Origin of the sequence: Lentzea sp. NPDC092896 (genome assembly GCF_044754905.1) — a bacterium.
In the GTDB taxonomy this organism is placed as follows: Bacteria; Actinomycetota; Actinomycetes; order Mycobacteriales; family Pseudonocardiaceae; genus Lentzea.
Map to the genome: position 1 here is coordinate 203,457 of NZ_JBIVPX010000011.1, position 19,110 is coordinate 222,566.

The window sequence follows — 19,110 nt, forward strand, 5'->3', positions numbered from 1 at the left end:
GCCGTGTGAACCGATGCCGCCTGGGTAGCGGTGCACCCCGCTCATGGCGATTGGGGCTTGACCTTGAGGGGCTGGGTGCCACCCTGTCTGGGCTCGGCCGGGGCGCTTTGAACCCCGGTCTTTGAGGCCGACTACGCGCCCAGCTAGAGGCTCAAGGTCAAGCCCCAATCGCAACCCCGCACTTCGTCACTACCCGCGCGCCCACCCTCGCAAGGCGACCTCTCGCACGGAACGCGACCAACCCCGCTGGAACAGCAACGGCCCGCACACAACCCGCACCGCACACAACCCGCACACCCACACAAACGCCAAAGCGCCGCGCCCCCAACGGGAACGCGGCGCCTCAACCAACCCAAAACCAGATCAAACGCGCTTGAACAGCAAAGCCCGCTTAACTTCCTGAATAGCCTTGGTCACCTGAATCCCACGAGGACAAGCATCGGTGCAGTTGAACGTGGTCCGGCACCGCCAAACCCCATCGATGTCGTTGAGGATGTCCAACCGCTCCTCAGCACCCTCATCACGAGAGTCAAAAATGAACCGGTGCGCGTTGACGATCGCCGCAGGCCCGAAGTAAGACCCCTCAGACCAGTAAACGGGGCACGAGGTAGTGCAGCAGGCACAAAGGATGCACTTGGTCGTGTCATCGAACCGCTCACGGTCGGCAACAGACTGGATGCGCTCACGCGTCGGCTCGTTGCCATAGGTGACGAGGTACGGCTTGACAGCGCGGAACGCCTCGAAGAACGGCTCCATGTTGACGAGCAGGTCCTTGTTCACCGGCAGGCCCTTGATGGGCTCGATGGTGATCGTGGTGTGCTTGTCGCCCTTCTCCAGCAAGTCCTTCAACAGCACCTTGCACGCCAGGCGGTTCACGCCGTTGATGCGCATCGCGTCCGAGCCGCAGATGCCGTGCGCGCAGGAGCGCCTGAAGGTCAGCGTTCCGTCCACGTACCACTTGATGTGGTGCAGCAGGTTCAGCACGCGGTCCGACGGCAGCGCCGGGATGTCGAACGAGTCCCAGCGCGGCTCGTCGTCGATCTCCGGGTTGAACCGGCGGATCTTGACGGTGACCGTGACAGCGCCGTCCGGAACCGGCGGCTGCGAGCCGCGCGAGCCAGCAGTAGTTTCAGCGGTGGCGGTCATCAGTACTTGCGCTCCATCGGCTTGTACCGGGTAAAGGTCACGGGCTTGTAGTCCATGCGGATGTCCGCGGCCAGACCGTCGCCCTGCTTGTAGAACATGCTGTGGCGCATGAAGTTCGTGTCGTCGCGGTTCGGGTAGTCCTCGCGGGCGTGACCGCCGCGGGACTCCTTGCGCTCCAGAGCACCGTGCACCAGCACCTCGGCCAGCTCCAGCAGGAAGCCGAGCTCGACGGCCTCCAGCAGGTCCGTGTTGAAGCGCTTGCCCTTGTCCTGCACCTGGATGTGCGCGTAGCGCTCCTTCAGGGCCTGGACGTCGTGCAGCGCCTTCTTCAGCGTGTCCTCGGTGCGGTAAACGGACGCGTTGGCGTCCATGGTGGCCTGCAGCTCGATGCGGATGTCCGCGACGCGCTCGTGGCCGTGCTCCGACAGCGCCAGGGCGACCTGGGCCTCGACGGACGCGGCCGGGTTCTCCGGCAGGTCCACGTGGGACTCACGCGACAGCGCGTACTCCGCGGCGGCGATGCCCGCGCGGCGGCCGAAGACGTTGATGTCCAGCAGCGAGTTCGTGCCGAGGCGGTTCGCGCCGTGCACGGACACGCAGGCGCACTCACCGGCGGCGTAGAGCCCGGGCACGACGTTGTCGTTGTCCCGCAGCACTTCGCCGTGGATGTTCGTCGGAATGCCGCCCATCGCGTAGTGCGCGGTCGGGTACACCGGGACGGGCTCGACGACCGGGTCGACCGCGAGGTAGGTGCGGGCGAACTCGGTGATGTCCGGCAGCTTCGTCTCCAGGACCTCGGCACCGAGGTGCGTGCAGTCCAGCAGCACGTAGTCCTTGTTCGGGCCGGCGCCACGGCCTTCCAGCACCTCGAGGGCCATCGAACGGGCCACGATGTCGCGCGGCGCCAGGTCCTTGATGGTCGGGGCGTAGCGCTCCATGAACCGCTCACCCGAGGCGTTGCGCAGGATCGCGCCCTCGCCTCGGGCACCCTCGGTCAGCAGGATGCCGAGACCGGCGAGGCCGGTCGGGTGGAACTGGTAGAACTCCATGTCCTCCAGGGGCAGGCCCTTGCGGAAGACGATGCCCATGCCGTCGCCGGTCAGCGTGTGGGCGTTCGACGTGGTCTTGAAGACCTTGCCGAAACCACCGGTCGCGAACACGACGGACTTGGCCTGGAAGACGTGGATCTCGCCGGTCGCGAGCTCGTAGGCGACGGCGCCGGTGCAGACCGGGCCGTTCTCCGTCTCGGTCAGGCAGATGTCGAGCACGTAGAACTCGTTGAAGAACTCGATGCCGTGCTTGACGCAGTTTTGGTAGAGCGTCTGCAGGATCATGTGGCCGGTGCGGTCCGCGGCGTAGCAGGCGCGGCGCACGGCGGCTTCACCGTGGTTGCGCGTGTGGCCGCCGAACCGGCGCTGGTCGATCTTGCCCTCGGGCGTCCGGTTGAACGGCAGGCCCATCTTCTCGAGGTCGAGAACGGCGTCGATCGCCTCCTTCGCCATGATCTCGGCGGCGTCCTGGTCGACCAGGTAGTCGCCGCCCTTGATCGTGTCGAAGGTGTGCCACTCCCAGTTGTCCTCCTCGACGTTGGCGAGGGCGGCGCACATGCCGCCCTGGGCCGCGCCGGTGTGCGAACGCGTGGGGTAGAGCTTGGTGAGCACCGCGGTGCGGGCGCGCTGGCCGGACTCGATCGCCGCGCGCATTCCGGCACCACCAGCGCCGATGATGACTACGTCGTACTTGTGGAACTGCATTGTGGTGGGCTCCCCGCGCGGGTCAGTTCGAGATGTTCGGGTCGAAGGTGAAGATCACGAACGTGCCGAGCGAGATGATCAGGACCATCGACACGTAGAGCAGCATCTTCAACCAGAACCGGGTGGAGTCCTTGCGGGCGTAGTCGTTGATGACCGTCCGCACGCCGTTGCCGCCGTGGATCTGCGCGAGCCAGAGCATCGCGAGGTCCCAGAACTGCCAGAACGGGGACGCCCAGCGGCCGGCGACAAAGCCGAAGTTGATCTTGTGTACGCCGCCGTCGAGGATGTTCATGATGAACAGGTGGCCCAGGACCAGGACCACGAGCAGCAGGCCGGAGAGGCGCATGAACAGCCAGCTGTAGAGCTCGCCGTTGCTGCGGCGGGCCGCGGGGCGACGCGGCTGGCGGGGCTTGTCGAGTGCGAGTGACATGGTCAGTGACCCCCAACCAGGTCGGAGATCGTGCGCTCCATCATGAAGTAGAAGCCGGGGATCATCACGACGACCCAGACGGCCAGCACGGTCCAGAGCATGACCCTCTGGTACTTGGCGCCCTTCTCCCAGAAGTCGACCAGCATGACCCGGATCCCGTTCAGCGCGTGGTAGAGCACCGCGCCGACGAGGCCGACCTCGAAGAGGTTGACGATCGGGTTCTTGTAGGTCTCGATCACCGCGTCGTACGCGTTCGGGGACACCCGCACGAGTGCGGTGTCGAGCACGTGGGTGAAGAGGAAGAAGAACGTGAGGACACCGGTGATCCGGTGGGCGACCCAGGACCACATGCCCAGATCACCGCGGTAGAGCGTCCCACCCCCTCGGGTGGTGCCCGACCGCTCGGGTGCGCCTGCGCTGGTCATGCGCCGCGACCTCCAACGTCAGTGGTGGTGGGTCGGCAACAGTTCTTCCCGACCATGACCGGAAAATCCTAGTCCCGCACGTTGGAACCGACCCAGCAGGCGCACCCGCTCTGTGATCGATGAGACACGCTGTCGATCCACCAAGCGGTCTTGATCGATTCTGAAATGCGGTCCACGCCACAAAACGACGACAAAGGACGGCGGCCAGGACCTCCGCCTTGGTCCGGGCCGCCGTCGTCGGCAAGGGCACTTGCCACCCCGTACACGTCGGGAGGCCCGCGACCGGTTCAACGCGAATGACATTCCGGAGTCAGCGGCACGGCAGCGCGCCGACCCATCCTGGGCGTCATGGGGAGGGACAACTCGTCGGGCTGGCCTGCGGGCGGCCCGGTTTCCGGCATGTCGGGGGCGTTGGAGCGGTGGGCTTGGCGCGCGGAACTGGGCCGAACGGACGAAGATCGGAGCGAGGAAGCGGTCGAAGAGGAGTTTTCGCCACGCCCCGAACACGAGTGATCACCACAGGTACGGCCAAAGCGTCGAATGCGTAACCGATAGGGGTCTTTGTAGGTGCTGACGGCAACGAGGTTGGTTACTAAGAGGTACGGTGCCGCCTCTAGGACCCAACAACGTCGTTGGGGAGGAACCTCAGGGAGGAGACGAGCCGTGCGTCGTCGTATGCGTGGTGTCGCGGTCGCCGCGATCGCGTTGACCAGCGTGATGACTATGGCCGCCTGCGCGAAGGACTCGGGTGGCGGAAACACCAGCTCGGGCACGGGCACTGGCGCCGCTTGCGAGTTCGCCGAGGCCCCGACCGCGCCTGCCACCTCGAACACCAGCGCCGCCAACGGTGACAAGGTGGACGCGAGCACGCTGAAGGTCGGTCTGGCCTACGACATCGGTGGCCGTGGCGATGCGTCGTTCAACGACTCCGCCGCCGCCGGTCTGGACAAGGCGCTCACCGACTTCGGTGTGAAGAAGGAGAACACCCGCGAGCTGTCCGCGGCTCCGAGCGAGGACGAGTCGGCCAAGCAGACCCGTCTGCGCCAGCTGGCCTCCGAGGGCTTCAGCCCGATCATCGGTGTCGGCTTCGCCTACGCCGAGTCGATGAAGCTCGTCGCCGCGGAGTTCCCGAACGTCAAGTTCGGCCTGGTCGACTCGGCCGTCGACGGCGCCGCGAACGTCACGCCGCTGGTGTTCGCCGAGCAGGAGGGCTCCTTCCTGGCCGGCGTCATCGCCGCGTACCAGAGCAAGAAGTGCCACGTGGGCTTCGTCGGCGGTGTCGAGATCCCGCTGATCCAGAAGTTCGAGGCCGGCTACTTCCAGGGTGCCAAGGCCGCCGCGCCGAAGATCCAGATCGAGAAGAAGTACATCACCCCCGCCGGTGACTTCACCGGTTTCCAGGACGCCCCGAAGGGTCAGGAAGCCGCGAAGGGTCAGATCGACAAGGGCGCCGACGTCATCTACCAGGCCGCGGGCGCGTCCGGTAAGGGCATCTTCTCGGCCGCCAAGCAGGGTGGCGTGCTGGCCATCGGCGTCGACTCCGACCAGTACAACCAGGCGACCGTCGCCGACACGAAGGACGTCATCGTCTCCTCGATGCTCAAGCGCGTCGACGTCGCGGTCTACGACTTCATCAAGGCCGTCGCGAAGAACGATCTCGCCTCGCTGCCCAAGGTCTTCGACCTGAAGGTGGACGGTGTCGGCTACGCCACGTCGGGTGGCAAGATCGACGCGAAGCTGCAGGGCATCCTCGAGGGCTACAAGGCCCAGATCATCGAGGGCAAGATCAAGGTCGCGGACAAGCCGTAGTCCCGCTAGTCCTTCAAGTCGTTTGCACGTGCCGGGCCCTGTGAGGATCTGCCCTCACAGGGCCTGGTGCGTGGTAGGAGGAGCACTCGACGATGAGCAGTTCCACGTCCGCACGGACGGACGATCCCCCCGCTGTGGTGCTCACCGGCATCACGAAGCGATTCCCCGGTGTGGTCGCCAACAGCGACGTGCACCTGACCGTCCGCCGTGGCGAGGTACATGCCCTGTGCGGTGAGAACGGCGCCGGCAAGTCCACCCTGATGAAGATCCTCTACGGCATGCAGCCGCCGGACGAGGGCACCATCGAGGTGAACGGCGAGCAGGTGCGGTTCCGCACCCCGTCCGACGCCATCAAGGCCGGTATCGGCATGGTGCACCAGCACTTCATGCTGGCCGACAACCTCACCGTCCAGGAGAACGTGGTCCTGGGTGCCGAGGCGCTGCACGGCATCGGCAAGAAGGCCCGCGCGCGCATCATCGAGCTCTCCGGCAGGACCGGCCTCAACGTCGACCCCGGCGTTCTGGTCGAGCAGCTCGGTGTCGCGGACCGGCAGCGCGTCGAGATCCTCAAGGTGCTCTACCGCGGCGCCAAGGTGATCATCCTGGACGAGCCCACCGCCGTGCTCGTGCCGCAGGAGGTCAACGAGCTCTTCGACACCGTGCGCGGCATGCAGGAGCAGGGCTACACGTTCCTGTTCATCTCGCACAAGCTCGACGAGGTGCGTGCGATCGCGGACTCCGTCACGGTGATCCGCCGCGGCACGACCGTGGGCAGCGCCGACCCGAAGACCGTCAGCTCCCGGCAGCTCGCCGAGATGATGGTCGGCAGTGAGCTGCCCAGCCCGGAGACCCGCGAGTCCACGGTCACCGACACGGTCGTGCTGGACGTCAAGGGCCTCAAGCTGATGACCCCGGACGGCTCGCGGCCGATCCTCGACGACGTCGACATGGCGGTCCGTTCCGGCGAGGTCGTCGGCATCGCCGGCGTCGAGGGCAACGGCCAGACCGAGCTCGTCGAGACGATCATGGGCATGCGCAAGGCCGGCAGCGGCACGATCACGTTGCAGGACAAGGACCTCACCAAGCTGGGCACGCTCGCCCGGCGCGAGGCGGGCATCGGGTACATCCCCGAGGACCGCCACCGCCACGGCCTCCTGCTCACGCAACCCCTTTGGTACAACCGGATCCTCGGCTACCAGACGCGCAAGCCGACGGCCAAGGGCATCTGGCTCGACACCGACGGCGCGAAGAAGGACACCGAGCGGATCGTCACCGAGTTCGACGTCCGCACGCCCGGAATCGACGTGCCCGCGGCCGCGCTTTCCGGTGGTAACCAGCAGAAACTCGTCGTCGGACGCGAACTGTCCGGCAACCCCGTGCTGCTGATCGCCTCGCACCCGACCCGCGGTGTGGACGTCGGCGCGCAGGCGTTGATCTGGGACGAGATCAAGCGCGCCCGTGCCGCCGGCCTCGCCGTGCTGCTGATCTCCGCCGACCTGGACGAGCTGATCGGCCTGTCGGACACGATCAAGGTCATGCTGCGCGGACGCCTGGTGGCCGACGCCGACCCGAACACCGTGACGCCCGAAGACCTCGGTAGCGCCATGACCGGTGCGGGCAGCACGAGCGCAGCGGTCCAGGAGACCGCTGTCGTCGAGGAAGGCGAGAACTGATGGGACACCTGCGCGGCAAACTCCTGCCGCCCGCGTTGGCGATCGTCTTCTCACTGCTGTTGTGCGGCGTGGCGCTCGTCATCTCCGGCGCGAACCCGCTCAGCGCGTTCGGTGCGATGGTGACGCAGGTCGGCAAGGGCACGACGTTCGTCGACATCCTCAACTCGACGGGCATCTACTACATCGCGGCGCTCGCGGTGGCGATCGGGTTCCAGATGAACCTGTTCAACATCGGTGTCGAGGGTCAGTACCGCGTCGCTGCCGTGGTCGCCGCGGTCGTCGGCGGCTCGATCGCGCTGCCCACCGGCATCCACACGCTGGTGATCATCATCGTGGCCGCGATCGCCGGTGCCGCCTGGGCCGCGATCCCCGCGATCCTCAAGGTGACGCGCGGCGTCAACGAGGTCATCTCGACGATCATGATGAACGGCCTGGCGATCGGCCTGTCCGCGTACCTGATCCGCCGCGACGTCTTCGGTGAGCTGCGGGGCAACAACATCCGCACCGCCGAGATCCCGGAGAGCGGCTGGATGCCCGGCATCTCGTTCGGTGGCGGCGGCACGATGTTCGGTTTCATCTTCGTGGCCATCGCTCTCGGCATCGGCTACTGGGTGATGATGAACAAGACCCGGTTCGGCTTCGAGCTGCGCGCCTCCGGCGAGTCCTCGACCGCCGCGTCGGCCGGTGGCGTCAACGCCAAGAAGATGGTGCTGGTCTCGATGCTGCTCTCGGGCGCCATCGCGGGCCTGATCTCGTTGCCGGAACTGCTCGGCCGCGACCACACCTTCAGCCTGAACTTCAGCGCCGGCATCGGTTTCTCGGGCATCGCGATCGCGCTGCTCGGCCGCAACCACCCCGGTGGCATCGCGTTCGGCGCGCTGCTCTGGGCGTTCCTCGACAAGTCGGGCCTTGCGCTCGACAACGTCGGTGTGCCCAGGGAGATCGTCACCATCATGCAGGGCTCGATCGTCCTGTCGGTCGTCGTCGCCTACGAGGTGGTGCGCCGCTTCGAGCTCGCCTCCGAGCAGCGTCGCGTCGGCCGTGAGCTCGGAACTGTCGGAGGTGCCGCGTGATCTCGACGTTGGAAGAGAAGCCGCACGTCCCGGCGGCGCCGCGCAAGCGCAAGTTGCCCGGCTGGGCCGTGGCCATGCTCGGTGTCGCTGGCGCGATCGCGTTGCTGTCGATCACGTCGATGCAGACCGGGTTCCCGCAGCTCACGTCGTCCGGCACGACCCAGACCGCGGTCCGGCTCGCGCTGCCGATCCTGCTCGCCGGTCTCGGCGGCCTGTGGGCGGAACGCGCCGGTGTGGTCAACATCGGCCTCGAAGGCATGATGATCATGGGCACCTGGGGCGCGGCGTGGGCCGGGTACCAGTGGGGTCCGTGGGCCGCTCTCGTCGCGGCCGTCGTGTTCGGTTCGCTGGGCGGGCTGCTGCACGCGATCGCCACCGTCACGTTCGGCGTCAACCACATCGTCTCCGGTGTGGCGATCAACCTGCTCGGCGCCGGTCTGACGAAGTACCTGTCGACGCTCATCTTCCTGCCGGTGTCGCACAACCCGCGGCAGTCGCCGCCGGTGCAGCCGTTCGACACGTTCTCGGCGGCGGGCCTCGGTGACTGGCTCGGTGAGCTCGAAGCGGGCCAGCGCCTGTTCATCTCGGACGTCGCCGGCATCCTGCGCGGCCTGGTCACCGGTGTCTCGCCGCTGACGATGATCGCGATCCTGCTGCTGCCGCTGTCGTACTACCTGCTCTGGCGCACCCGCTTCGGCCTGCGCCTGCGCTCGGTCGGCGAGAACCCGCACGCGGCGGACTCGCTGGGCGTGAAGGTGTACTTCCACAAGTACGTCGCCGTGATCGTCTCCGGTGGTCTCGCCGGCCTGGGTGGTGCCGCACTGGTGCTCAACCCCGGCCAGCTGTCCTATTTGGAGGGTCAGACCGGCGGCCGCGGTTACATCGGCCTCGCCGCGATGATCTTCGGCAACTGGCGGCCCGGTGGCCTGCTGGGTGGTGCGGCGCTGTTCGGCTACGCCGACGGCCTGCAGCTGCGTTCGGGCGGCGAGACGGTGCTGGCGCTGGTCTACGGCGTGGTGATCCTGCTCGCCGTGATCGTGGTGTGGCAGCTGATCCGCCAGAAGTGGTTCTCCGCCGCGTCGGCGATCGTCGTGGCCGTGCTGATGTACCTGCTGTACATCAGCCTCGACGAGATCCCTGGCGAGTTCGTGTCCTACGCGCCGCACATGGTGACCCTGGCCGTGCTGGCCGTGGCGTCGCAGCGGTTGCGAATGCCGGCCGCCGACGGTCTGGTGTACCGCCGTGGCTGAGGTCGACTGGGACCTGCTGCGGGCACGGGCGGTGGAAGCGGCGTCGTTCGCCCACTGCCCGTACTCGGGGCTTCAGGTCGGGTCCGCTGCGCTGTGCGACGACGGCCGCATCGTCGTGGGCTGCAACGTGGAGAACGCCTCGTACGGCGTCGGTTTGTGCGCCGAGTGCGCGATGGCGGGCCAGTTGCAGTTGACGGGTGGCGGCCGGTTCGTCGCCGTGGCCTGTCGTTCGGGCGCCGGTGACCTGCTGATGCCGTGCGGTCGCTGCCGTCAGGTTCTCTACGAACTGGGCGGCCGGGACTGCCTGGTGGACACGCCGTCCGGCGTGCTGCCGATGTCGTCGGTGCTGCCGGACGCGTTCGGACCGGAGGATCTGCCATGAGCTACTCCGCCGTGGACGTCATTCGCGCCAAGCGCGACGGCTTGGCGTTGTCGGACGCGCAGATCGACTGGGTCATCGACGCCTACACGCACGGCGCCGTCGCGGACGAGCAGATGTCCGCGCTGGCCATGGCGATCTTCCTCAACGGCATGACGTCGTCCGAGACCGCGCGCTGGACGCAGGCGATGATCTCGTCCGGCGAACGCCTCTCGCTGCACGTCGACCGCCCGACCGTGGACAAGCACTCGACGGGCGGCGTCGGCGACAAGATCACGCTGCCGCTCGCACCTCTCGTCGCCGCGTGCGGTGCCGCCGTACCGCAGCTTTCTGGCCGCGGTCTCGGCCACACCGGCGGGACCCTGGACAAGCTGGAGTCGATCCCTGGGTGGCGGGCCGCACTGTCCACTTCGGAGATTCTGGCGCAGTTGTCCTCGGTCGGCGCCGTGGTTTGTGCTGCTACTGAAGGACTTGCACCGGCCGACCGCAAGCTCTACGCGTTGCGGGACGTCACCGGCACCGTCGAGGCGATTCCGCTGATCGCGTCCTCGATCATGTCGAAGAAGATCGCCGAGGGCGCCGAGTCGCTGGTGCTGGACGTGAAGGTCGGCTCCGGCGCGTTCATGAAGGACCTGGCCTCCGCACGCGCGTTGGCCGAGGCCCTGGTGGCCATCGGCGTTCAGCACGGCGTGCGGATCTCGGCCCTGCTGACCGACATGTCCGTACCTCTCGGACAGGCTGTCGGCAACGCGGTCGAGGTCGCCGAGTCCGTCGACGTGCTGCGCGGCGGCGGACCTGCCGACGTGGTCGAGCTGACGGTGGCCTTGGCGGCGGAAATGCTTTCGCTGGCCGGGATCTCCGCCGACCCGGCCGCTGTTCTGGCTTCGGGTGAGGCTTACGAGGTGTGGGCGCGGATGATCCGGGCCCAGGGCGGCGATCCCGATGCCGCACTGCCCGTCGCCTCGCACAAGCACGTCGTCGAAGCACCTGCCTCCGGTGTGCTGTCCACTTTGGACGCGTACGGCGTCGGGGTGGCGGCGTGGCGACTCGGTGCCGGCCGTGCGCGCAAGGAGGACCCGGTGCAGTTCGGTGCCGGCGTGCTCTGCCTGGCCAAGCCGGGCGACCACGTCGAGGCCGGGCAGCCGTTGCTGGAGCTGTACACCGACACCCCGGGCGCGGTCTCCGGAGCGCTGCAGGCACTGGAAGGTGCATACAGCGTCGAGGATTCCGCGCCGGAGCGTTCGCCGCTGGTCATCGACACGATCCGCGGCTAGTTCAGGTCAAAAAGAGGTCAGTGTCCTGACTTCGATTGACTGTGCTTCGACACCACGGTCACGCTGCCTGTTTCCGACGCTCGACGGAGGCAGCGTGACCGGTGGGAGTCAGCCGCGGTACGACCCAGTCGCGGCCACCAGCCGTTATCTCGTGTACCTGTTGTCCAACAAGCCGTACCGGCAGGTGTGGGAACAGGTCACGGGCAGGCGCGACCAGTCTGCGCGACCTGGAAAGCTGCAGCAGGACGCCGTTCGTCTCGTCTACGTCAAGCACTTGGCGGGGGTGGACGACGGACTGAAACCCGCTGAGCGCGAGCAGTTCAGGAGCGAGGGCTACCTGAAGGGCGACGACCGCAAGCGCGTCAGGAAGGACCAGGTCAACCGGGCGTTGAACGGCAAGTCATTGGACCTCGACTTGCTGAACCAGTTCATCGACGCGTTCGGCATCGAACTCAAGGACGCCGAACGGCTGCGCATGATCCTCCGTGGGGACGCGGCCGAGCCCATCGCGATCGGCACGCTGCGGCGCCCGGCGGGGTTGGAGCCCGCGGGGCACGAGACCCTGACCCTGAACGAGGTCCACCACCTCGGCCGCTACGGCCTGCCGATCGCGCACGTGAGTGAGCAGCGCATCCGCGCGCTGCGCGACGGTCTCACGCACTTCCCGTACCGGTTCGACACCGACAACATCCGGGTGAGTGTCATGTACGGCGGCACTGCCGGTGAGCTGGTGCAGGTCACGGACGGCGTCTGGGAGGTGCCGATCCGGTTCGCGGAGCCACTCCGGTACGGCGACGAGAAGTCCTTCAAGTTCTCCAGCCGGTTCGACTACGACAGTGCACCGTGGACCGACTTTCGCCGGGCCGTTTCGGGACGTCTGGATCGGCTGACGATCAGGGTGAAGTTCCACCGCCAGCACCTCCCTGCTCGCGTGTGGTGGACCGAGTGGGAGCACTACCGCGACGGGAGCCCCGTGGTCTGGGAGGAGCAGGTCCCGTTGCAGGACGAACTGATGGTGGACCGGTTCCTGAACTACGTGGAGTCCGCCGTCGTCGGCTTCCGCTGGGAGTGGTGAACGCGACAACCCTGCGACAGGTCGCCTCTACGGTTCGCGCCAGCACCGCACCGTGGAGGAAGCAAGTTGAGCGAGACCCAGGAAGAATCGCGCGACGCCCTTGAACGCAAGTCGTTCCTCGCGACCGTCAAGGGCCTGCACATCAACACGACGATCCTCGTACTGACGGCGTTGGGCGTCGCGATCACCGTTTTCGTGGCGTGCCAGCCCAAGGCGGAGCCGTCCCCCGACCAGACTGTGATCCAGGACGACAGCTCTTGCGGCGTCGTGAGCGACCACAGCACCTGCACCGTGCAGCAGGTGAGGGAGGCTGTTCAGGAAGCCGAGAAGGTGGGCGCCGACGAGGCGAAGTTCAAGGCGAAGCTGGCGGAGAAGTCGCAGGCCTCGCCAAGCGGCGACGGCCCGTGGCCGTTCGTCGTCGTCGACACCATCATCGACGGCAAGAACTGGGGCCTGTACGCCAGGACGACGAACCGTGCTCTGGCCGAACGGCAGGGCACGGCGGCGAACCACAGCGTCATCTGGGCGGACTGCGTCGCCACGAGCGACTACACGCCGACCGACGTGACCGGTGACAACAACGTCGGCCCGCAGTGGTTGCGGGTGCGCTGGGCACCAGTCGTACCGCTGGACCGGTCAGTCTCGGAGCCCACCGAGGAACGCCGTTCGTGGATGTACCGAGGCGCCACCGTGCCGTTGGAGCACAACGGCAAGATCCCCGAGTGCCGTTAGCCGACGAGCGAGCCCGCCAGGGGCGACCTGTCCTGCTTCCACAGCACGCACAGGACCTCCTGGCGGCCCGGCGACGCGGCGTCGTTGTAGGCCTCCCACTCCTTCTGCGTGGGCACGAGGCCGGTGAAGCCGAGGACCTCCTTGGAGTTCGGCTCGACGGCCTTGAACTGCTCGGTGCAGTAGTTCTTGGTGAAGTCGGCGAGCCACTGCGTGCCGGGGTAGGCGATGTCCTTCGGCTTGTCCCAGAGCGGCGTGGCGGCGGAGAACAGCTGAATCCCGTGCGGCCCGCTGCACGGCACCTCGGCCCGCACCGGCGACCCCTGCGTGAGGAAGTCCTTGGCGCACTGCGTGCCGGAGAGGTTCCACTCGGGCACGTCACCGCCGCGCCCGAACGTGGCGATGCGGCGCGACGGCAGCGGAGCGCCCACCGGCAGCGACGAGGCCTCGGTCCACTCGCTGGAGTTCTCGCTGGTCTGGCTGGTGCTCGGGCCCGCGTTGTTCGTGGTCGAGTCCTTCGGCTTGAGGACCTGGTACCCGGCGAACGCGACCCCCGCGAGCACGGCGATGCCCACGACCACCGCGGCGATCTTGACCGCCGTGCCCTTCTTCTTACCGCCATCGTTGCCCTGCGGGAACGAAACCTGAGTGGCGCCCTGACTGATCGCGGTCAGCATCTGCCGCGCCTGGGGAGCGGTGAGCCGGCGCGCCACGTCGACGGTCAGGAACCCGCGGATCACCTGGGCCAGTGCGGGCGAGGCTCGCTGCAGCACGGGCGGCTCGTTCATGACGGCGTGCAGCGTCGACGCCGTGGAGGTGCGTTCGAACGGGCTGATGCCCTCGACCGCGTGCGCCATCGTGACGCCGAGCGCCCACAGGTCCGACGCGGGCGAGGCCTCCCAGCCGCTGAGCCGGTCCGGCGACATGTACGCGGGCGAGCCGACGATGCCGCCGTTGTGCGTGAGCCGCGGGTCGTCCATGGCCTGCGCGATGCCGAAGTCGGTGAGCTTCACGGCCCCGTCCGGCCGCACCATGATGTTGCTGGGCTTCACGTCCCGATGCACGATGCCGGCCTGGTGCGCGGTCTCCAGCGCCCCCAGCACCTGCAACGCCACGTTCGCCATCCACGTCGAGTCGCGAGGCCCGTGCCGCTGAACGATCGTGGAGAGGTCGAGCGCGTCGACCAGTTCCATCGCGAGGTAGGTGCGGTCGTTCTCGCGGACGATGTCGTAGACCGTCACGACGGCGGGGTGGTTCAGCCGGCCGGCGGTCCGCGCCTCGCGGAGCATGCGCTCCTCCAGCACGGTGCGCTCCGCGGCTGCCATGCCCTGCGGCGGGTGCAGCTCCTTGAGCGCGACGGCCCGGCCGAGCACCTGGTCCTGGGCACGCCACACGATGCCCATCGCACCGCGGCCGAGCTCCGCGAGCAGTGCGTAGCGGTTGGCGACAAGTCGCTGTTGCTGCACGGACTATCCCTTCTGGACGCCCCCAGATTCCGGCGAGCATAACGACGGTCGTGTGAGCGCTCTCGTCATGGTCACGTGTGTCACGTCGCGCGGGTTCACCTCAGGACGCAGAACGGCCCCGGAGCGACGTTGCCCCGGGGCCGTTCTCACGCAGTGACGATCAGGCGCCCTCGGCCGCCAGGTCGTCGTCGTCCATGTCCTTGCCGCCGTTCGCCGGCTTGGGGCCGCCGTTCTTGCGGGTGCGGCGCTGCGGGCGCGGCAGGGCGGTGGGCGGCGGGGGAGGCGTGGGCGAGCCGCCGCCGAGGATGAGCTCGGCGAAGGTGGCCATGGCCTCGTCCAGCTGGCCGCCGATGCGCAGTTCGGACTCCTGGTTCGACTTGCGGACCAGGGACTGCAGCGCGTCGGCGTCCGGGCGGGCGCCCACGGTCTCGGCGACCTTGGTGAGGCTCGCGTCGACGGTGCCGCCGAGCTCGGAAATGCGGCTGGCGAAGCCGTCCTCGACCTTGTCCAGGCGGTTGGTCATGTTGTCGAGCTGCGAGGTGACGAGCTCCAGGCGGCGGGCCAGGGACTCGAGGCGGTCGGCAGCGTCGACCTGGTCGCGGGACTGCTCGATCGCCGCGTACAGGGCGGTGCGGGCCTCGTCGAGCTTGCCGTTGACGACCTCGCGGGTGTCGGCGACGGCCGTCGTCAGCTCGGTGCGGGTCTCGGCCAGTGAACCGGCGAGCGCGTCGCGGGTCTCGGCCAGCGTTCCGGCCAGCGAGTCGCGGGTCTCCGCCACGACGCCTGCCAGTTCGCCGCGGGTCTCCGCCACGGCGCCGGACAGCTCGGTGCGGGTCTCGGTCAGCGACGCGGCCAGCTGGTTGTGGCGGTCGGTGACGGTCGAGGTCAGCTTCTCGCGGCTGTCGTTGATCGCTCCGGCCAGCTCCCCGCGGCTCTCGGCGATCGCGGTGACCAGCTCGCTGCGGGCAGCGGCGAGGGCGTCACGCTGCTCGTCGGCGCGGCCGTGCACGCTGGAGAAGGACTCGGCGAGGATCTTCTGCAGGGCCTCGCGGGTGCCGTCGAGGTGCTCGTGCACGCCCTCGTCCACCTCGTCGAGACGGCCACGCAGCGCGGCCTCCAGCGCTTCGACGCGCTCGCGCAGCGGGTTCGTGACGGCGGCCGGGATCGCGTCGACCTTGCCGTCCTGCTTGTCCAGGTGGCCGTCGAGGTCGTCGATGCGCTTGTGGATGCTCGAGAGCTTGTCCTCGAGACCGTCCATGCGGCCCGCGACACCCTCGAAGCGGCCGGCGACGCCGTCGAGACGACCGTCGAGCTGCGCGAACGGCTTGGCGAGCTTGTCCACCAGGGAGTCGACCGCGCGACCGATGTCGGCGACGGCGTTGTCCTGGGCCTCCAGCTTGGCGAGGGCCTCGTCCAGGCGCTCAGCGAGAACGCTGACCTCGGTGCGGTCCGGCAGCTCCGACAGGCGCTTGCGAACCGAACCCAGCGACTCCAGAGGCGACATCCGGGCGTGGATCTCGTCCAGCGCGTCGAAGATCTGCTGCTGCTCGCTCTCACGGATCTCCGCGGCGCGCGTGAGCATGTTGCGCATCCGATCGAAGGACATCGTGGAGTTGTTGTTCTCTGTCACGGCTGAGTGCCTTCGTCCAGGGGAGGGGGAGACCACGGGAGCCTATCCGCGTCACGGGACGTCGCTGTACCACCCCCGCCAGAAAATGGCCGGGTGCGGATGGCCAACTAACCCGATCAGGCTACCCGACTACTCTGAACGCCAAGTGACCGGCCGAAAGCAGGCAGTAGCCACCGATGATGTTCCTACCTTGGGGTGACTCAAGCCTCGCGTTGGTTGCAGAAAGTTGCTGATCACGGATCTGCAACGACGTTGACGCAGCAAATGATCATATCGAGGGCAAGATCATTTTTGCCAGCACTGAGGCGGCGTGTCGCCTGGAGTCGGCCGATCGTGGGGGAGTGGGGCGGGGCGGCTTGCAGGCGTTTGTCGCGTTCCAGCGGGGTTGGTCGCGTTACGTGCGGGTGGTCGCCTTGCGAGGGTGGGCGCGCGGGTAGTGACGAAGTGCGGGGTTGCGATTGGGGCTTGACCTTGAGCCTCTAGCTGGGCGCGTAGTCGGCCTCAAAGACCGGGGTTCAAAGCGCCCCGGCCGAGCCCAGACAGGGTGGCACCCAGCCCCTCAAGGTCAAGCCCCAATCGCCATGAGCGGGGCTCACCGCTACCCAGGCGGCAGAGGTTCACACGGCTCGCTTCGCATCGCCACGCCAGGACTCGTACGTGGTTGCTTTGTTGGGGGCCGTGCCTGTTTGCACCGCGCGCCGGGCCCTCGTAGGTGGTCGCCTTGCGTTGGCGAGTGCGGGTGGCACCGCGCCGGACCTTCGTGCGTCGTCGCCTTGCGTTGGCGAGCGCAAGGTGGCACTGCGATGCCGGTTGTGTCGCCTGGCCAGGCCGTGCGGGCCGTTCCCGCCTCAGCGGAGGGGACGGGTCGCGTCGGCGACTGCCGTGCATGCGCTGCGCCCCAGCCGGGTGCGTCGCCTGGAGTAACGTGTAGCAATGTCCACGCCGCTTACCTTGGAGTCCATCCGCAGCGCGCCGAAGGTGCTGCTGCACGACCACCTCGACGGTGGCCTCCGCCCGCAGACGGTGATCGAACTCGCCGATGCCACCGGCTACCAGGGCCTGCCCACCACCGACGCGGGCGTCCTCGGCGGCTGGTTCCGCGACAACGCGAACTCCGGCTCCCTCGTGCGTTACCTCGAAGGCTTTGCCCACACGTGCGGCGTCATGCAGGACGAGGCGTCGCTGGTGCGAGTCGCCGCCGAGGCCGTCGAGGACCTGGCCGCGGACGGCGTCGTCTACGCCGAGATCCGCTACGCGCCCGAGCTCAACACCGACAAGGGCCTCACGCTGGAACAGGTCGTCGAGGCCGTCCAGGAGGGCTTCCGCGTCGGCGAGCAGCGCGTCGCCGCCACCGGCCGCAAGATCCGCATCGGCACCCTGCTGTGCGCGATGCGCCAGAACGAGGGCTGGCTGCGCATCGCCGAGCTCGCCGTCCGCTACCGCGACCTCGGCGTCGTCGGCTTCGACATCGCGGGCCCCGAGGCCGGTTTCCCTCCCACCAGGGGTCTCGACACGTTCGAGTACCTGCGCCAGCAGAACGCGCACTTCACCATCCACGCCGGTGAGGCGTTCGGCCTGCCGTCCATCTGGGAGGCGATCCAGCACTGCGGCGCCGAACGACTCGGCCACGGCGTGCGGATCGTCGACGACATCAAGGTCTCCGGCGACGGCGACGTCCAGCTGGGCCGCCTGGCCGCGTACGTCCGCGACCGCCGCATCCCGCTGGAGATGTGCCCGACCTCGAACCTGCAGACCGGCGCCGCCCCGACGCTGGCCGACCACCCGATCGGCCTGCTCGCGAAGCTGCGGTTCCGCGTCACCGTCAACACCGACAACCGCCTGATGAGCGACTGCACGCTGTCGAGCGAGTTCGCCGCGCTGGCCGAGACGTTCGGCTACGGGTGGGCGGACCTGCAGTGGTTCACGATCAACGCGATGAAGTCGGCGTTCCTCGGGTTCGACGAGCGGCTGGCGATCATCAACGAACTGGTCAAGCCGGGCTACGCGGCCCTCACCGCCCGGTCGTAACCGCCCACGCGCTCTCGTCGATCGCGCTGAGCCGCAGCAACGGCTCCCACCACGCGCGGTTGGCGGCGTACCAGCGGATGGTGTCCCGGACTCCGGCCTTGAAGCCGATCTCCGGGCGCCATCCGAGCTCGCGGCCGATCCGGCCGGAGTCCAGCAGGTAGCGGCGGTCGTGGCCGGGCCGGTCGGCGACGACCGACTTCCGCGACCGCGGCAGGCCGAGCTCGTCCAGCACCAGGTCGGCGATCTCATCGACGCTCGCCTCGACGCCCGTGCCCACGTGGTAGGTCCGGCCGATCTCGCCGTCCCGCAGCACCGCGTCGATCGCACGGCAGTGGTCCAGGACGTGGATCCACTCGCGGCGGTTGTCGCTCGACGCGTAGACGGGCAGTTGCCCACCGTCCAAAGCACGCGTCGTGAACAGCGGCAGGACGTTCTCGGGGAACTGGTTCGGGCCGTAGTTGTTGGCGCAGTTGGTGATCGTCACCGGCAGGTCGAACGTCTCGAAGTACGAGCGGACGGCGTGGTCCGCGCCGGCCTTCGACGCGTTGTAGGGCGTGCGTGGTCGATAGGGCGAGTCCTCGTGGAACGCCTCGGTGGCGTCCAGCGCGAGGTCGCCGTACACCTCGCACGTCGACACGTGGTGGAACCGCTGCACGCCCGCGCGACGGCAGGACTCGAGCAACGCCTGTGTGCTCAGGACGTTCGTGCGGAAGAAACGGCCGGGATCCAGCACGGCGAGGCTGTTGTGCGACTCGGCGGCGAAGTTCACGACGACGTCGATGCCCTCGACGTCCGCCTCGGCGATGTCCGCGTGCACGAACGGCACGTCGGCGGGCAGGTTCGCGCGGATGCCGCGGTAGGTCAGCGCGTCGAGGGCGATGACCTCGTCCGCCGGGTGTTCGCGCAGCCAGTAGCGGGTGAAGTGCGAGCCGATGAACCCGGCCGCACCGGTGACGAGCACGCGCATGA

At 68.0% G+C, this 19,110-nt stretch carries 16 protein-coding genes; 9 read left to right on the top strand and 7 right to left on the bottom strand.

Features of this window, described 5'->3' with window-relative positions; all coding sequences use genetic code 11:
- Positions 1-363: 363 nt before the first annotated feature.
- The 4 genes from ACIQF0_RS40035 to sdhC are packed head-to-tail and all read right to left on the bottom strand — an operon-like array spanning position 364 to position 3,755.
- Complete coding sequence (locus tag ACIQF0_RS40035) at positions 364-1,146, bottom strand: succinate dehydrogenase iron-sulfur subunit (RefSeq protein ID WP_319975049.1); 783 nt, start codon at positions 1,144-1,146, stop codon at positions 364-366.
- A complete protein-coding gene (gene sdhA / locus ACIQF0_RS40040) occupies positions 1,146-2,900 on the bottom strand; it encodes a succinate dehydrogenase flavoprotein subunit (protein WP_360044405.1) in 1,755 nt (584 codons plus the stop codon). Before sdhA ends, ACIQF0_RS40035 begins: the two co-directional genes overlap by 1 nt.
- Positions 2,901-2,922: 22 nt before the next feature.
- On the bottom strand, positions 2,923-3,330 hold the full coding sequence (locus tag ACIQF0_RS40045) for a succinate dehydrogenase hydrophobic membrane anchor subunit (protein WP_086660969.1): 408 nt from the start codon (positions 3,328-3,330) through the stop codon (positions 2,923-2,925).
- Between the two features lie 2 nt (positions 3,331-3,332).
- A complete protein-coding gene (gene sdhC / locus ACIQF0_RS40050) occupies positions 3,333-3,755 on the bottom strand; it encodes a succinate dehydrogenase, cytochrome b556 subunit (protein WP_093591546.1) in 423 nt (140 codons plus the stop codon).
- 675 nt (positions 3,756-4,430) lie between these two features.
- On the opposite strand from sdhC, the gene ACIQF0_RS40055 reads away from it, so the two are divergent.
- From ACIQF0_RS40055 to ACIQF0_RS40090, 8 genes are all read left to right on the top strand, one after another.
- On the top strand, positions 4,431-5,564 hold the full coding sequence (locus ACIQF0_RS40055) for a BMP family ABC transporter substrate-binding protein (protein ID WP_360044599.1): 1,134 nt from the start codon (positions 4,431-4,433) through the stop codon (positions 5,562-5,564).
- 92 nt (positions 5,565-5,656) lie between these two features.
- Positions 5,657-7,237 (top strand): ABC transporter ATP-binding protein, encoded by a 1,581-nt coding sequence (locus ACIQF0_RS40060; protein ID WP_360044401.1) that lies wholly within the window; start codon positions 5,657-5,659, stop codon positions 7,235-7,237.
- Positions 7,237-8,310 carry an ABC transporter permease gene (locus tag ACIQF0_RS40065; protein WP_360044398.1) on the top strand — a complete coding sequence of 358 codons (1,074 nt, stop codon included), beginning with the start codon at positions 7,237-7,239 and terminating at the stop codon, positions 8,308-8,310. Before ACIQF0_RS40060 ends, ACIQF0_RS40065 begins: the two co-directional genes overlap by 1 nt.
- Positions 8,307-9,560, top strand: a complete 1,254-nt coding sequence (locus tag ACIQF0_RS40070) for an ABC transporter permease (protein WP_401038886.1) — start codon at positions 8,307-8,309, stop codon at positions 9,558-9,560. Before ACIQF0_RS40065 ends, ACIQF0_RS40070 begins: the two co-directional genes overlap by 4 nt.
- On the top strand, positions 9,553-9,942 hold the full coding sequence (locus ACIQF0_RS40075) for a cytidine deaminase (protein ID WP_360044392.1): 390 nt from the start codon (positions 9,553-9,555) through the stop codon (positions 9,940-9,942). The genes ACIQF0_RS40070 and ACIQF0_RS40075 overlap by 8 nt, the downstream gene beginning before the upstream one ends.
- Entirely contained in the window at positions 9,939-11,213 is a 1,275-nt protein-coding gene (locus tag ACIQF0_RS40080; RefSeq protein ID WP_401038890.1) for a thymidine phosphorylase, read from the top strand. Before ACIQF0_RS40075 ends, ACIQF0_RS40080 begins: the two co-directional genes overlap by 4 nt.
- Before the next feature lie 94 nt (positions 11,214-11,307).
- Positions 11,308-12,288, top strand: coding sequence for a hypothetical protein (locus ACIQF0_RS40085; protein WP_401038893.1), 981 nt, complete (start codon positions 11,308-11,310; stop codon positions 12,286-12,288).
- A 66-nt stretch (positions 12,289-12,354) separates the two neighbouring features.
- Positions 12,355-13,020 carry a hypothetical protein gene (locus tag ACIQF0_RS40090; protein ID WP_401038895.1) on the top strand — a complete coding sequence of 222 codons (666 nt, stop codon included), beginning with the start codon at positions 12,355-12,357 and terminating at the stop codon, positions 13,018-13,020.
- Here the strand turns inward: ACIQF0_RS40090 and ACIQF0_RS40095 are convergent.
- Positions 13,017-14,483, bottom strand: coding sequence for a serine/threonine-protein kinase (locus tag ACIQF0_RS40095; RefSeq protein WP_401038898.1), 1,467 nt, complete (start codon positions 14,481-14,483; stop codon positions 13,017-13,019). The two genes, ACIQF0_RS40090 and ACIQF0_RS40095, sit on opposite strands and share 4 nt — an antisense overlap.
- A gap of 160 nt (positions 14,484-14,643) precedes the next feature.
- Positions 14,644-16,089 (bottom strand): hypothetical protein, encoded by a 1,446-nt coding sequence (locus ACIQF0_RS40100; RefSeq protein WP_401038901.1) that lies wholly within the window; start codon positions 16,087-16,089, stop codon positions 14,644-14,646.
- Positions 16,090-17,046: 957 nt separating this feature from the next.
- Here ACIQF0_RS40100 and ACIQF0_RS40105 point away from each other — a divergent pair.
- Complete coding sequence (locus ACIQF0_RS40105; RefSeq protein ID WP_360044380.1) at positions 17,047-18,141, top strand: adenosine deaminase; 1,095 nt, start codon at positions 17,047-17,049, stop codon at positions 18,139-18,141.
- Here ACIQF0_RS40105 and ACIQF0_RS40110 read toward each other — a convergent pair.
- Complete coding sequence (locus ACIQF0_RS40110) at positions 18,125-19,108, bottom strand: dTDP-glucose 4,6-dehydratase (RefSeq protein ID WP_401038903.1); 984 nt, start codon at positions 19,106-19,108, stop codon at positions 18,125-18,127. The genes ACIQF0_RS40105 and ACIQF0_RS40110 overlap by 17 nt on opposite strands.
- Positions 19,109-19,110 lie beyond the last annotated feature (2 nt).